We start from the raw sequence: 14,134 nt of genomic DNA on the forward strand, positions 1-14,134 counted from the left end.
TGGCAGAAGGTTGAAAGCCACACCCGACGTCCCTGGGTAGATGAACCATACGAAGGGCTCACCCTGTCCCGCAGAGCAACGTAGGGAAGGTTGAGTGATCTCACCGAAGGCTGAGTGTGGGCGGTCTCGTCTCACAGGAGCTTCAGTGAGGCCCGGCCCCGCAAGGGGTCATGTAAGGGACAGGCTCGCGCGAGCTGCGATCATGAAGGCATTCTTGTGCTCTTCGAGGTGCTCGTTGACTTCCATGCCACCGATCTCCCGCCAGACCGTCTGGTTGAGCGCTCGCCCATAAGCACGAGCGGGAGCCTCAAGGGCTGGGTCGCAGAGCAGGACGACACCGCGATCCGCAGTCCATAGCTTGGTCATTACTGTTTGTGTTCGGGTCATCCAGCCGTCTTCGTCGTCGCCCCAGGGTTCCGGACGACTGTAGGCGGCCCGCTCGGCATCCTGGGCACACACAAGGAACTCCTTGATCGCCTGCACCTGTTCGCCCCGGCGCGTCTCGGCGGTCGCCGCCGACTGGCGCCGCTCCTCGGCTCGGTCAGCCGACCGCTGGGCAGCGCGCTGCGTGAACGCCGTCAGTGCACCACCGAGCAGAACACCTACGAGCGAGAAAGTCGACGCCCACAGTTCCACCGCCATGCCAACTCTCCCCTTACGACAAGTCCTTGCCCATCAGCGTGCACATCGCCTCGTATCGGCGGATCGAACCGTCCCCGCAGGCGCTCGCTACCGAGGAGAGGGGGTCGACTACTGGTTCCGGTTGCGTCCGAGCAGGTGAGGCCGCCCTTGATCATTAGATGTTGTGTGGACAACCAATGATCACGCGGCGGCCTCGGGCGCCAGCGTAGCGCCTACCCGATGGCAGGACGCATTCGAGGGCCTGATGGGCCGGATAGCCGGCCGGTTCTCCCGGGTCGAACCCCGCCGCCGGGCGAGGCAGTTGGTCCTCGGGATGCTGTCGGACCTGCCGTGCAAGAACTGCCGGACCATCGCCGAGCACACCGGTGACACCACCCCGGATGGCTTGCAGCATCTGCTCGGCCGCGCCAAGTGGGACGCCGACCGGGTCCGCGATGACCTGCGCGATTTCGTCCTGGAGCACCTGGCGGACGACCAGGCGGTGCTCGTCGGCGACGAGACCGGGGACCTGAAGAAGGGCACGCAGACCGTCGGCGTCCAGCGCCAGTACACCGGCACCGCGGGCAGGATCGAGAACTCCCAGGTCGCGGTCTACCTCACCTACACCTCCCGGCACGGCCACGCCGCCATCGACCGCGCCCTCTACCTGCCCCAGTCCTGGACCGGCGACCGGGACCGCTGCAAGCGGGCGGCCGTGCCCGACGACGTCGGCTTCGCGACCAAGCCGCAACTGGCCTGGCAGATGATCGAACGGGCCCTGGACTCCGGAGCCCCGGCCGCCTGGGCGGCCGGCGACGAGGTCTACGGCGACAACCCGCACCTGCGCGCCGCCCTGGAGAAGCGCGGGCTCGGCCACGTGCTCGCGGTCTCCCGCACGCACCGCGTCCCCACCCCTGCCGGTCCCCAGCGTGTCGACCACCTTGCTAAGCGCATCCCGCGCAGGGCGTGGCAGAAGCTGTCCGCCGGACACGGCGCGAAGGGTCACCGCTACGACGACTGGGCGCACGTCGCCATCACCATCGGCGACCCGGCGAGCCACCAGCATCTGCTGGTCCGCCGCGCCCGAAGCACCGGTGAACTGGCCTACTACCGCTGCTACTCGCCCCGCCCGGTCCCGTTGTCCACGCTGGTCAAGATCGCAGGAAGCCGCTGGACGATGGAGGAGATATTCCAGAGCTCGAAGACACTGGTGGCTGGAGTGCCACAACCCGCGGATCGGGGACGCGGTCGTGTTCGACCGGCTTGTCCAGGCGCTGGTGTCGGGGGTCTACCAAGATCCGTTCCACGGGCGCACCCAATCTCGACACCTGAGAGGAACGCTCCCGCGCTCCTCATCCGCCACCGCCGACTCACCAAATGACACGACGTCTATTAGCCTCGCGATTTCACTTGGGTCCTTCGGCTGCCTGCTCGACCTCGCGGGGAAACACGACGGAGCCCTGTGGTGGTGGCAGTTCGCTGCGGGAGCCGGCAACGCCATCGCCGCCTACTGTCTGTACCTGTTCCACACACGCCGCGGCGACCTCAGAGACGCCGGCCACTGGTGGCACCAGTACCTCGCTCTAGGCCCCACACGCGAGGACTTCACTGCGCCGCCGGCATGGATGCACCTCAATATCGCCACATGCGGCGTCCTTCGCAAAGCCGTGGACCGTCTCAGCGTCGAGGAAGCTGTCGGCGAGTTCCACCACCCCGACCGGTACCTCGCCGACCAGATCGAAGAACTCGTCGAGGCCTGCTGACCCGCGTCCGATGCGGCAAACGTGCCGTTGGTCCTGCCACGCGCACGGCGGGTGCACCGCTCGCCGTGGCGCTGCCGGAACGGGACAGCTGAGCCGACGTGCCTGTGCGGGCACTCGTCGCCGGTGATCCCGATCCGTGGGTCGCGCCCCCGAACGCAACCGCCCTGGCTCTGGTCTCGGCCGACTCGGAGCTGGCGGATGCCGACCCGTGACCGTAACGGGGCAGCGCCGTCGCCGTCCGCCGCGCCGCAGCGTGCCTTGGTGGTGGGCCTGGTGGCAGACATGGTGCCTCACGGGCGCTCTCCTTGCCCGGGCGGTCGTCTTGCTCCGCCTCTTGTAGACCCCGATTGAGCCAGGCCCGTATGTCACAACGCCCGGCTCAGCCGGTCCCTGCTCCCGCACCGGGTCACGGGCCGCGATCCGCGTTTCCTCGCCAGCGGGGGGAGTCATCCAGTGTGGAGTATCCGATAGCGATCGGGTTGCGCCGGGTCTCGATCTACGACTTCGATGGGTGTCCAAGCCCACTGCCAAACGCTGATGCCTGGTGTGCGGGTGAACTGGATCGGCCCGCGGGTGCCCTCGACCGTGATGCGTGGCCATGCCTCGGCGATGGTGGCGCGGTCCGTGCCGTGGGAACGTAGCGCCGCGGCGAGGACGGTGATGGTGTCCCAGCCCTCGAAGGCGACGAAGGACGGCGCTTCGCCCAGCCGCTCGCGGAGCTCCTTCGCGACGTGTCGGCCGAGCGGGCCGAGGCGTTCGGGCAGGTAGCGCAGGAACGGGATCCCTGTGCCTTGCTGGCCCAGTGCTGTGGCCCATTCGGCGAACTCGGGTTGTCCGGCCGGAGCGCCGATCAGGATCTCGGCGAGCCGCTGGTCGCCCCGCACGGCCCTGACGATCGATACCGCCGGCTCCGGGTGGCCGACCAGCAGGAGGAGCGCCGTCGCGCCGTGGTCGACGAGCGCGTCGCACAGGGCCTCGGGGGCGAGTGCGGTGGCGTCGAGCTCGACGACGGTGCCGCCGTGGTGCGCGAGATGGTCTCGCAGGACACGGGTCCCCGACTCCCAGTAAATGCTCGGCTGGGTCGCCACGGCGATCCGCGTGCAGCCCGCGCCGAGGAGGAAGTCCGCGTAGATCCGCCAGCCGTGGGACTGCGCGGGTGCCAGGCGCGCGACCCATGGTGTCGGCTGTTCGGTGAGTGTGTCGAGGACTGCTGACGAGCACAGGAACGGCATACCGAGTGTGTCGGCCCGGGCGGCGGCGGCTCGGGCGACCACGCTGTGGTACTCGCCCACCACGGCGGCCACGCCCAGGCCGGCCAGCTCGTCAACGGCCGCCGCGGCGCGCTCCGGAGAGGCTGCGGTGTCCCGCACCAGCAGCTCCAGTGGTCTGCCCCCGATCCCGCCGGCGTCGTTGACCTCGCGAACGGCCAGGTCGAGTCCTGCGAGCAGGTGGCGGCCTGCCTCAACCCAGCCGGGGCGGGTCAGCGGGACGAGAGCGCCCAGGGGGACGGGCGCCCCGTCTGCGTGGTCCTCTTTGGACGGTGATGGTGGCGTGTTCATCGGGTGGAGTCTCCCTGGGACGATGCGGTCGCGGTCACCGGTTCGCGCGCCGGCTGGGGCCGGCGGTTCGCGCTCACAACGTCTCGCTGCGGCGGGCGCGCCCGGGTGATCACTCAGCATAGGGAACTCCATGATCACGGGGACCCGAGCCCGTTCTGACGCTCATCCCATCTCCCGGGCACCTGCTGCCGGATCGATCTGAGAAAGAAGCTCACGTTGCCCCGTCGGGTCCGCTCTTGAGCGAACGGCTTCCGTCGGCGCGACTTCCGGGGCCTGATCGTCCACGCCCGCGCGACGACATCCACGAAGCCTTCCTCACCCTGGGCTGTGCCCTGATCTGCTGGCGACGTCTGGGCTCCCGCTGTTGACCGGTCTAGCGAGTAGGAGGCGGGGACTGCGCGGCTGGAGTGCATGCTGCTTCCTGGGCTGCCATAACCTCATCGCCGTACTCGAAGGCCCATGCGCCGACGGCGTCGATGGGCGCCAACAAGCTGCGGCCCAGAGCGGTGAGTTGGTACTCGACCCGTGATGGTGCGTCGGGGTGTGCCTGCCGGTCGACCAGTCCGTTGAACTGCAGCCGCCGCAGAGTCTCGGTGAGGACCTTGGAACTGATGCCTCCGATCCGCTCCCGTAGTTCGACCGGGCGCCTGGGACCGTCGCGCAGCGCCCAGAGCACCACGGCGTTCCAGGTGTTGGAGAGCAGGTCGAAGGCGAGGCGGGCGCGGCAGTCGGCGAGAAAGTCATCGGTCGTCACGTACCAAATGGTGCCCGAACCGCAATCTAGCGTCGGTGTGAACGGTCGAAGCAGGGACGGAGAGGGAACGCGTGATGAGAATCGGCGTACTGGGCACGGGCAACATGGCCGACGCGCTCGCCACCCACTGGGTGCGGGCCGGACACGAGGTGACCATCGGGGGACGGGACGCATACAAGGCGGAGCGGCTCGCGACGCGCATCGGAGGCAGCGCGAAGCCTGCCAGTCTGCGCGCGGCGGCCGAGTCCGGTCAGGAGGTGGTGTTGGCCGCGCTGCCCTTCGGGGCGGGAGTAGATGTGGCATGGGAACTGCGCGCGCCCCTGGAGGGCAAGGTCCTGCTCGACTGCTCCAACCCGGTCGGGCCGGGCTTCCGGCTGCTGACGGAAGGAGGCCCCTCAGCCGCGCAGCAACTGGCTGCCGCGGCACCGGGAGCCCACGTGATCAAGGCTTTCAACCTCTGCCACGAGGACGTGTGGCGCATGCGACCGCCCGTCTTCGACGGGCGCCCACTGGCCGTGCCGGTCTGCGGGGACGACGAGACGGCCATCGCGCGTGTACGCGAGTTGGTGCAGGACGTGGGCTGTGAACCCGTGGCTGGCGGCGGTCTCGAGCGGGCGGGACTCCTGGAAGCGACCGCCGCGCTGTTCATTGCCCTGTGGGTCGGCGAGGGAGCGGATGCGCAAGCAATCGCACCTCCGCTGGCATACGCGGCCGGACCGAGCCACCAGGAAACGGAAGGCGGCACGGGGGCTTTCCGTTAGGGGTTCCAAGACGGTGTCCTATGTGATGGGGCGGAGCAGTCGCTTGTAGCGGCACAGGGCGGCGGCGAGGCCGAGAAAGGCGAGGTAGTTGCGGGGGTGGCGTTCGTAGCGGGGGCTGAGTCGGCGGTAGCCGGACAGCCACGAGACCGTCCGCTCGATCAGCCCGCACGTGAGCGGAGTCGAGGACCACGCGCGAGACGTCGATGAGGCCGGCGTCATCGAGTCGGTGCAGCACCGCCTCATACAGCCGGCCCCACACCCCGGCCCGCGACCAGATCAGGAACCGGCGGTGCGCGGTCGACTTCGATATCCCGAAACACGGCGGCAGAGCCCGCCAGGCACAACCGCTGACCAGCACGTAGATGATCGCCGCGAACAGCGTCTCATCAGGCGTGCCCTGCGTCCCGCCGCCCTGCGGCCGCACCTTCGACGGCGGGATCAGCGGCTCGGCGATCTCCCACCGTCCGTCCGGAACAATCCAACTCCACGTACCCCGCCCCACAGACAGCCCAACGAGCGATCACCACATAGGACACGGTCTTAGACGCTCCGGAGAGGTAGCGCTCCACTGTCTTGCGGGAGACGCCCAGGCGCTTCGCCAGGGTCTTGCTGGAGCCCTTCTCCCGCGTGCGAAGGAAATTCATCTGGGCTCGCGCGGATTTCGGCGCGGGCCGGGTGAACAGGGCACGCTCTGCGCGGTCGATGCCGTCCATGATCTTGGCGCGGACCCGGGCCGCGCGCTGCGCGTCGTCATCGGTCATGTGATCAGCAGACCTGTGCCGGCCTGTGGACAGAGGACTCCCGACGAGGGGGATCATGGGGCAGCGATCGCAGGTGTGACTGAGCACGCGAGTTGGCCACTGTGCATCTCAGTTGGCCGCTCTGGCGCTCAGCTTGTGATTCGGAGCCTCCTCCGCGGACGGACTGCCCAGACTCGCGCCCTTCGCCGAACAGGCGTGCGTGTCATCTCTATGATCCGGGCATGAAATTTTTCCGGTCTCGCGGCCGAAGTGACGCTGGCCAGAAGGCGAGATCCCCCCTGGCAAGGGCCTTGGCCTCTTCCGAGGCCGGGCGCTATGCCGAGGCGGAGGCTGAGGCCCGCGCGGTGGCCGCTGCACGGTCTCGGGCGAGCGATGACCCACTGGCAGCAGTGGCACTGAGTGTTGCCGTCCTGGCGGTGTCCCGCCTGGGCCGCGGAATTGAGGCAGCCGCCGAATACGATGCAATGCTGCCGGTCTTCGGAAGGATCTTCGGCGCTGAGCACCCGCAGACCCTGAAGCTGCGCTCGAACCGTGCCCAACATCTGGCAACGCTCGGCCGGCACACCGAGTGCGAGGCGGAGTGTGCAGCCGTCATCCAGATCGCGACTCGCGGCCAAGGGGCGAACATGTCGTTGATCACGACGGTAGCTCGCAGCGGCCTGGTCTACGCCCTGAACGGGCAGGGCCGCCATGAGGAGGCGGAGGCACTCGCGCGCGAACCGCTGGCCGCTCAGCTCTCGCAGGGCGCGACTGTAGTTCTCCGGAGCAATCTGGCCCGCAGTCTCAACGGCCAGGGCCGCCATGAGGAAGCCCTCGCGGAGGCGGAACGCGCCGACGAGGTGCGCCGCGGGCTGCCCGAGGAGCGGCGCCGTACATCGACTGGCGCCGTGGAACTGTCCATGGCCGCAGCCCTTCTCGGCCTGGGCCGCGTGGCCCAGGCCCACACCCTGGCCGTGGCCGCGCACGATGCCTGCGTGGCTCTCTTCGGTCCGAACCACTACCGCACTGCCGAGGTCCTGGCTGGCTTCGTTGATCTCCAAGAACAGCGTTTGTCGACGGTTGCCGGAGGCAGTTGGTGATCAACCGGCTCTGGAATGTGGATGCGAAATGACAGCGCTGCGTGGATGCGAACGTGGCGACGGCCAGCCGCCCGAAGGGCGGCTGGCCGTCGAGGCAGGTAGCAGCAGAGGTCAGTACGTGTTCTGATCGCCGGTGGCCGGGTGAGGCAGTGCAGCCCTTGATGTTCGCGTGGTTTCGACCGGCGATTATTCACTTGACCCGGTCCGTACGGTGTTTGAGTGAAGGACACTCTGATCGACGAACTCCGCACCGCGTATGACGCCCAACTCCGTGGTGTCACCCCGCCTGGCGGCAGCGTCCGCGTCGACAAGGACGGCCCGTTGACCCGTGTCGTCGGTTGGCACCGTGGCTTCGTCACGGGCCCACGCGACCTCGGTGTGTACGGGGCAGAACTCGACACGCTCATAGCGCGGCAGCGTGACTTCTATGCTGCCCGTGGTGAGGCGGTCGAATGGAAGACTCGCGCCCATGATCTCCCCACCGACCTCACCGACCGGCTCACCGCGGCTGGCTTCGTCGCCGAGGACAGCGAGACGGTGCTCATCGGGCAGGCCGCAGACCTTGCCGCCGACCCCGTCCTGCCCGACGGCGTGACCCTCCGCCGTGTCACCGCCAGATCAGATCTCCAGCGCATCGCCGCTCTGGAGAGCACCGTCTGGGGCGAGGACTGGAGTTGGCTCGCCGACGACCTGGCCGCCCGGGTCGAGAACGCCCCAGAGAACACCATCGTCCTCGTCGCCGAGGCACGCGCCGAAGTCGTCTGCGCCGCCTGGCTGGTGTTCAACGACGGCGTCGACTTCGGCGGCCTCTGGGGCGGCTCAACGCTCAAGGAATGGCGCGGACGGGGCATCTACCGGGCCATGGTCGCCCACCGAGCCCAACTCGCTGCTGCCCGCGATGTCCCCTACGTCTACGTCGACGCCTCAGCCGAGAGCGCCCCGATCCTCACCCGCCTTGGCCTGCACGCGGTCACCACGACGACACCGTATGTGTGGTCACCCTGAGCTCAGCCGGCCTTGGCGGGCTCTTCGGCTCGTGCGCGGGTGCTGGCGAGGCGGTAGGAGTCGGTGCCGGTCTCGATGATGGTGCCGTTGAAGGTGAGGCGGTCCACGATGGCCGCGCAGAGGCGGGGGTCGGTGAAGGTCTTGGTCCAGCCGCCGAAGGACTCGTTGGAGGCGATGGCGACGCTGTTCTTCTCCTCGCGTTCCGTCAGAACCTGAAAGAGAAGTTCGGCGCCACGGCGGTCCAGTTTCATGTAGCCGAGTTCGTCGATGCAGAGGAGGTCGACGCGGCCGTAGCGGGCGATGGTCTTGTTCAGCTGCTTCTCGTCGGCCGCTTCGACCAGCTCGTTCACCAGTTTCGTGGCGAGCGTGTAGCGGACGCGGTAGCCCTTCATGGCGGCCTCGGTGCCCAGGGCGATGAGCATGTGGGACTTGCCGGTGCCGGAGTCGCCGATCAGGCAGAGCGGCTGGCTCTTCTTGATCCACTCGCAGCTGGCCAGAGTGTGGATGGGGGCCGCGTCGATGTTGGGGTTCGCGGCGAGGTCGAAGGCCCGCAGGGACTTCTCCCGCGGGAATCCGGCCGCCTTGATCCGCCGCTCCGAGCGGCGCCGAGACCGGTCGTCACACTCGGTCATCAGCAGCTCGGCGAGGAAGCCTCGGTAGGTCATCTGGTCTTTCAACGCCCGGTCGGCGATGTCGGAGAACTCGTTGCGGATCGAAGGCAGCCGCAGCATTCGGCAGGCGGTGTCGATGGCGGCGACGGCGGCCTGCTCGGTCAAGCCTCGCTGGCGGGGCAGGGTCACTGTGCTTCTCTCTCACGGTGGTCGCTGCCGCTGGTGCGGCGTCGGAGCGATTGGTCATAGGGCGCCACCGAGGGCAGTGGCCTGGTGTCCGCGGGAAGGTGCGCGAGCCGCCACTCGTGCAGGGACGTCACCGTCGCCGACGGCTCGCCGGAAACCGGCCGCTCCGCTGCGAGAGCGGCTCGGTCTCCGCCTGGGCGGCCTTGCGGGCTTCCAGAGCGACCGCGTCCACGGTCATCGCCCCTGCCCGTAGGGCGGCAGCCAGGCCAGCGACGACATGTTCATGGGGCAGATGACGCCCAGCAAGAGCACCTCGATCAGGGCCCGGGTGCCGTCCCGCTCGCCATGGATCTTGCGGGCCTGGTCCCACCAGGCGTCGTGGACCGGGGTGAACCTGCCTGCCGAGCGGGCCTGTTCGAGTGCTGTGGAGCCGGGGAAGGCGCCGGGCTTGCGGACCAGGACTTCCAGGTAGTGGTCCAGGTCCAGGCGGACGGCGCCCTCCGCGATCAGCCTCTCGTGCCGGGCCACTTCCACATTCTGGTCGTAAACCACCAGATGAGAGGCGTGCAGCACGACGCGCACGCGTTTGCCGATCAGCCGGATCGGGACCGAGTAGCGGTTGGTGCGGACCGGGATCTGGCCGTAGCGGTCGACCCGCGGGGTGAACAGCCGGCCCGTCTCGAACGGCTTCTCGGGCAGCGGCATCAGCAGCGGTTGTTCGAGTGCGAAGTACTCCGCGACCGTCTTGGGCCGGGAGCCGATGCGGCGGGCGTCGTCCTGCCGGTCCCACTGTTCCACCATCTCGTTCAGCTCGGCAAGCGAGGCGACCTCGGGGACGGGAACGAAGTGATTCCGGCGGAAGTAGCCAATCATCCCTTCGACTCCGCCCTTCTCATGGGCGCCTTCGATGCCGGGACGGCAGTAGAAGCTTTCGATGCCGAAGTGCGAGCGGAAGGCGATCCACCGGTCGGCCTCAACTCTTCCCCGGCTCTGCCCCAGCAGGCGACGGCGGCCTTCAGGTTGCCGTAGCGAACCTTGGTGCGCGGGACCTCGCCCAGGGTCCGCAGTGCATGGACGTGGCCTTCGAAGAAGGCTTCCTGGCCGCAGGAGGCGAAGACGCGGTGGACGGCCTTTCCCGAGTAGGACAGCCGGAAGGAGAACAGGTAGCAGGTCACCAACTCGTCGGCCAGGCGCACGGTCACGTCGCCGAAGTCGACCTCCGCGTCGTGACCGGGCAGGTGGGTCTGCGGGACGAATGCCTCCAGCGGCGCCTTGCCGGACTCGACCAGGATCTCCGGTTTCCGGCTGGCGACGTAGTAGCGCACCACCCCGTAGGAGACGTCCGCGCCGTGCTCCTCGACCAGCCGGTGAAAGATCCGGGTGACCGTGTGCCGCTGCTTGCGCGGCGCGTCCAGATCAGCCCACAGGATCTCGTCGATCACCGCTTTGTACGGGTCCAGCGTGGTGGCTCGGGGCGGCAGCTTCCTGCGCGGCTCCGGCCAGGACGAATCCAACGCCTTCCGAACCGTCCGTCAGGAACCCCGGTGCCTCCCAAACTCATCAACATCACCCGACCGTGGTTCTGGGCGCCTCCCAAACTCATCGACAAGTGACGTCACTACTGCTCGATAAAGCCACCCTGGCCTTCCTCCGCAGGGTCGACGGCGCATGACCGGGCGCGACATGTTTCCGGCGACGCACAGCACCCCGTTCACGCATCCGGAGAACCCGGGCCCCGGCGAGGCGTTCGCGTCGATCGCGCCGCCGGAGCTGGACGAGGGCTGAGCCGGTAGCGGACCGGGATCCGCCGGAGGGCTGGTCAGCTCTCGGCGAGCCAGCGCGTGACGACGCCGCTGAACCAGGCTGCGTCGTCCAGCCAGGGGTAGTGCCCAGCCCCGGGCTGCACGACGAGTTGCACCCAGCCGTCCGCGAACAGCTCGCTGAGCTGTGTCGCGAGGACCGGGCTAGGACTGAAGTCGAGCTCCCCGGCCAGGATCAGGACCGGGATCTCGAGCCCCGCGATCGCGGCCTTCGTCGCCTCGGGGTCGAACGCACCCTCGGCGTAGTGCGCCGCGCGGGCGTCACGGTTGAGCTGCGTGGCGCACGTGGCATGGTGCTTCTGCGCGATCTCGTCCCACCGGCCGTACCAGAACGGGCCCGCCAGGGCGGCGTCCTCGTCGGACCCCTCACCGGTCCAGTCCCTGCGGAACGCGCCAATCGCCTCGTCGTACCAGGGCTCGCCCTTCCGCAGCGAGGTCGCGGCCTCGCGGCTGCCCTCGTCGATCCTGATCCCGACGGCCCGCATCCCCGGCGTGATCAGCGCGAGGCGCGCGACGCGCTCGGGGTGGCGCTGCATGTAGAGGACGCCGAGGTTCGCCCCGGCCGAGTGGGTGAGCAGGTCGACCTTCTCCAGCCCCAGGTGCGCGCGCAGGGCCTCGACGTCCGCGACGACCCGGTCGCAGCGGTAGCTCTCGACCTCGGCGGGCTCGGGGGAATCGCCGGTGCCGCGGTGGTCGAGCAGGACCAGTTGCCGGTGGGCGGACAGCCCGCCGTAGTCGCCGAGGTACTCCGAGGCGCGCATCGCGCCGCCGGGCAGGCAGATCAGCGGCTCGCCCTCGCCGATGACGTGGTAGGCCAGTTCGGTACCGTCGTAGGAAGAGAAGGTTGGCATGCTGCGAGCATTCCACCCGGTTGTTGATCTTCGCAAGGCGCTCCCGTCCATGCTGATCACGGTTGCGCCACGGGAGGCAAGCCGGGACACGGTCATGCGTCATCGTGGGGACGCGTGTTTCGAATCGGGAGGGTAAGGGATGCGCGAGCGGGACGGCAGGGACGCGTACGACTGGGATGAACCCGCGCGCCCTTCGGACGTCGGCTGGGCACTTATGAGCCAGCGTCCGCTGGCTGGCGAGGCCTTGACGAGGCAGTCGGATCTCCTACGCCGGCAACCTTGGTCCGACTTCGAAGGCCTGGCTCCTATGGGGCAGTAGGCATTCAGCGGACACCAATCCCCCGGCGGCGACGTGTCGAATCAGTTCCCGCAACCCCGCGACCCGCAGGTGTCGTACCAGCCGTACCAGGACCCGCGCGACGGCTACGCGCGGCAACGACATGCTGAAGGAGTACCCCGTCCATCGCGAAGTGACATCCGAACTCGGGTTCTGGCACAGGTTGTCATGGCCGGGTGAGCATGCGGATCCGGAGAAGTCGGAACGAGGCCCGGCTGTACATGGCTCGCTTGAGCGTTTTGACACGATTTACGTTGCCTTCGACCTTGCCGGAGCTCCATTCGAGGGGGAGGCCGGCGGTGACGGCGTCGAGGTCCTGGCGGAAGGAGCCAGCGAACGAGCGGACCGGTGCGGGAGCGTCCTGTTCGGCCTGGCGGATCCACTCCAGCAGCATGCTGCCGCGCCGGTTGACCAGCAGGTCGCGGAAGCATCTGGCTAGGTCGCAGGCCCGGGCGATGTCCGGGCAGGCGAGCCTGACGTCGAGCAGCTTCTCCCCCTGGTCCGTCAGGGTCTCGCGCGGGCGCATGATCCACGAGGTGATGCGGCGCGGGCTGGGGATGTCGGCGCGGACCGGCTCGGCCGTCCCTTCGCGGAGCTTGGCCAGGTGGCGGCGCACGACCTGGATGCTGCCGGTGTAGCCGCGCTCGCGGATCTCGTGGAACAGCCGGGTGCCGCTGGTGGATCCGGCGGTGAACCGGCTGTTCAGGTAGGGCTTGAACGGTTCCAGGAGCTTGGCGTTGGGGACGCCGAAGTCCTTCGCGGAGGCGAGAAGTTCATTCAACGGGGTGGTCCGGAAGCGGCGCACGGTCTTGCGGTCCAGGCCGAGGTGGCGGGCGATGGCACTGATCATCCACTTCTGGTCCAGCAGCCGGTGGAGTCCGCGAAGCGGTCACGGGTGCGTTCGACGAGAGGCGTGCGGGGCAGTTCCAGCACCGGCAGGTCGACCACCGGAGGTTCGGGCGGCGGTTCTTCCTGTTCGGCGTGTTTGCGCAGGCAGGAGCGGTGCTGGTGGCAGGTCTTCTCAACAGCGGCCGAGAGGTTCTGGAGCAGATGCCACCTGTCGGCGACCTCGATCGCGTCGGGGGCGGCTTGCTTGATCGCCCGGGTGTAGGCGGTGGCGCGGTCACGACAGATGATCTCCGCGCCGGGGTGCTCACACAGCCAGGCGGCGAAGGTCTCCGAGGTGCGGTCCGGGAGCACGTCCACAACGCGGCCGGTCTCGACATCGACGAGGACGGTCCTGTAGGTGCGATCCCTGCGGAAGGCGAACTCGTCGACCCCGAGCACCCGCGGCGCCCGTTCGGGCACGTCGGGCGCTTCGAGCAGCCCTAGCAGGCGGGTCCGGCCCGCGGTGATGCCGAGCTTGTGGCATAGCCGTTCGCCGGCCCGGCCGCCCAGCTCCGTGGCAACGGCCCGCAGCCACTGCTTCAGCCCGACGCTGGAACGCAGGTGGCGCTCGCTCAGCCCGGGAACCTGCTCGACGAACGTCGTCCGCCGGCACCGGGCGCGGCCGCAGAAGAACCGGCGAACACCAAGGCGTATCGCCACCCTTCGTCCGGCAAGCGGGCGTTCGGCCAGCGTTCGCCCGTAGGAGGAGTGCCTCCGCCTCCCCGGGCTTCCGCAGCCCGGCCAACGGTCCGGCGGGCCGCACGCGGCCACCTCCACCAGCACGACCTCCGGGCCGGCGGTCAACCGTTCCAGTTCAACATCGACTCCGGGGAACAGAACATCTTCGATCGAGCGGAGAGCCACGCGCAGGTCATCCCGCAGGGAAACGATCCTGCATACATGCCGCTGACCTGGGAATTCACGGAACTCCGGTCAGAGTCTTGAAATTCCCCACCCGCGCGCTGGTCGTTGCTCAGACCTGCTCTTGTTCCTCACCCCGCGAGGTGGGCTGATGCTGGTCATCTTCTGGTTCTGGCTTCCTGGCTGGCACCCGCCGCAGCCCCGGGCAGTGGCTCCCACCACCTGGGACGGTCCTCGGCGCGGCACCGTTGCCGGACGTGTCCGCCGTTGGCACCTT

General features: G+C 68.6%; 13 protein-coding genes and 2 pseudogenes. 4 read left to right on the plus strand and 11 right to left on the minus strand.

What is annotated here, in order from left to right; all coding sequences use genetic code 11:
- Positions 1-168: 168 nt before the first annotated feature.
- Positions 169-642, minus strand: a complete 474-nt coding sequence (locus ACZ4MF_RS41500) for a hypothetical protein (RefSeq protein WP_467498557.1) — start codon at positions 640-642, stop codon at positions 169-171.
- A gap of 244 nt (positions 643-886) precedes the next feature.
- Here ACZ4MF_RS41500 and ACZ4MF_RS41505 point away from each other — a divergent pair.
- Positions 887-1,831, plus strand: a pseudogene (locus ACZ4MF_RS41505) (IS701 family transposase); the annotation flags it as partial.
- 999 nt (positions 1,832-2,830) lie between these two features.
- Here the strand turns inward: ACZ4MF_RS41505 and ACZ4MF_RS41510 are convergent.
- A complete protein-coding gene (locus ACZ4MF_RS41510) occupies positions 2,831-3,943 on the minus strand; it encodes an ABC transporter substrate-binding protein (protein WP_467498559.1) in 1,113 nt (370 codons plus the stop codon).
- Positions 3,944-4,316: 373 nt separating this feature from the next.
- Complete coding sequence (locus ACZ4MF_RS41515; protein ID WP_467498561.1) at positions 4,317-4,697, minus strand: winged helix-turn-helix transcriptional regulator; 381 nt, start codon at positions 4,695-4,697, stop codon at positions 4,317-4,319.
- Between the two features lie 74 nt (positions 4,698-4,771).
- On the opposite strand from ACZ4MF_RS41515, the gene ACZ4MF_RS41520 reads away from it, so the two are divergent.
- Positions 4,772-5,458: an NADPH-dependent F420 reductase gene (locus ACZ4MF_RS41520; RefSeq protein WP_467498563.1), complete on the plus strand. Its 687-nt coding sequence runs from the start codon at positions 4,772-4,774 to the stop codon at positions 5,456-5,458.
- Between the two features lie 18 nt (positions 5,459-5,476).
- On the opposite strand, the pseudogene ACZ4MF_RS41525 reads toward ACZ4MF_RS41520, so the two are convergent.
- Together ACZ4MF_RS41525 and ACZ4MF_RS41530 are read right to left on the minus strand one after the other, a co-directional pair.
- A pseudogene (locus tag ACZ4MF_RS41525) lies at positions 5,477-5,960 on the minus strand (transposase).
- Positions 5,845-6,219: an HTH domain-containing protein gene (locus tag ACZ4MF_RS41530; protein ID WP_467498644.1), complete on the minus strand. Its 375-nt coding sequence runs from the start codon at positions 6,217-6,219 to the stop codon at positions 5,845-5,847. The pseudogene ACZ4MF_RS41525 and the gene ACZ4MF_RS41530 overlap by 116 nt, the downstream one beginning before the upstream one ends.
- Before the next feature lie 416 nt (positions 6,220-6,635).
- On the opposite strand from ACZ4MF_RS41530, the gene ACZ4MF_RS41535 reads away from it, so the two are divergent.
- Both ACZ4MF_RS41535 and ACZ4MF_RS41540 read left to right on the plus strand, forming a co-directional pair.
- Positions 6,636-7,298, plus strand: a complete 663-nt coding sequence (locus ACZ4MF_RS41535; protein ID WP_467498565.1) for a tetratricopeptide repeat protein — start codon at positions 6,636-6,638, stop codon at positions 7,296-7,298.
- 219 nt (positions 7,299-7,517) lie between these two features.
- Positions 7,518-8,303 carry a GNAT family N-acetyltransferase gene (locus tag ACZ4MF_RS41540; protein ID WP_467498567.1) on the plus strand — a complete coding sequence of 262 codons (786 nt, stop codon included), beginning with the start codon at positions 7,518-7,520 and terminating at the stop codon, positions 8,301-8,303.
- A gap of 2 nt (positions 8,304-8,305) precedes the next feature.
- On the opposite strand, the gene istB is transcribed toward ACZ4MF_RS41540, so the two are convergent.
- The 6 genes from istB to ACZ4MF_RS41570 all read right to left on the minus strand — a co-directional run bounded on the left by istB (position 8,306) and on the right by ACZ4MF_RS41570 (position 13,860).
- Complete coding sequence (gene istB / locus ACZ4MF_RS41545) at positions 8,306-9,103, minus strand: IS21-like element helper ATPase IstB (RefSeq protein WP_467498569.1); 798 nt, start codon at positions 9,101-9,103, stop codon at positions 8,306-8,308.
- Between the two features lie 231 nt (positions 9,104-9,334).
- A complete protein-coding gene (locus tag ACZ4MF_RS41550; RefSeq protein ID WP_467498571.1) occupies positions 9,335-9,973 on the minus strand; it encodes a Mu transposase domain-containing protein in 639 nt (212 codons plus the stop codon).
- On the minus strand, positions 9,970-10,614 hold the full coding sequence (locus ACZ4MF_RS41555; protein ID WP_467498573.1) for a hypothetical protein: 645 nt from the start codon (positions 10,612-10,614) through the stop codon (positions 9,970-9,972). The genes ACZ4MF_RS41550 and ACZ4MF_RS41555 overlap by 4 nt, the downstream gene beginning before the upstream one ends.
- 305 nt (positions 10,615-10,919) lie before the next feature.
- Entirely contained in the window at positions 10,920-11,771 is an 852-nt protein-coding gene (locus tag ACZ4MF_RS41560) for an alpha/beta fold hydrolase (protein ID WP_467498575.1), read from the minus strand.
- Positions 11,772-12,274: 503 nt separating this feature from the next.
- Positions 12,275-12,958, minus strand: a complete 684-nt coding sequence (locus tag ACZ4MF_RS41565) for a transposase (protein WP_467498577.1) — start codon at positions 12,956-12,958, stop codon at positions 12,275-12,277.
- Entirely contained in the window at positions 12,955-13,860 is a 906-nt protein-coding gene (locus ACZ4MF_RS41570; protein WP_467498579.1) for an ISL3 family transposase, read from the minus strand. Before ACZ4MF_RS41570 ends, ACZ4MF_RS41565 begins: the two co-directional genes overlap by 4 nt.
- Positions 13,861-14,134: the final 274 nt, after the last annotated feature.

It is taken from the genome of Streptomyces sp. NPDC025793, from assembly GCF_055558375.1.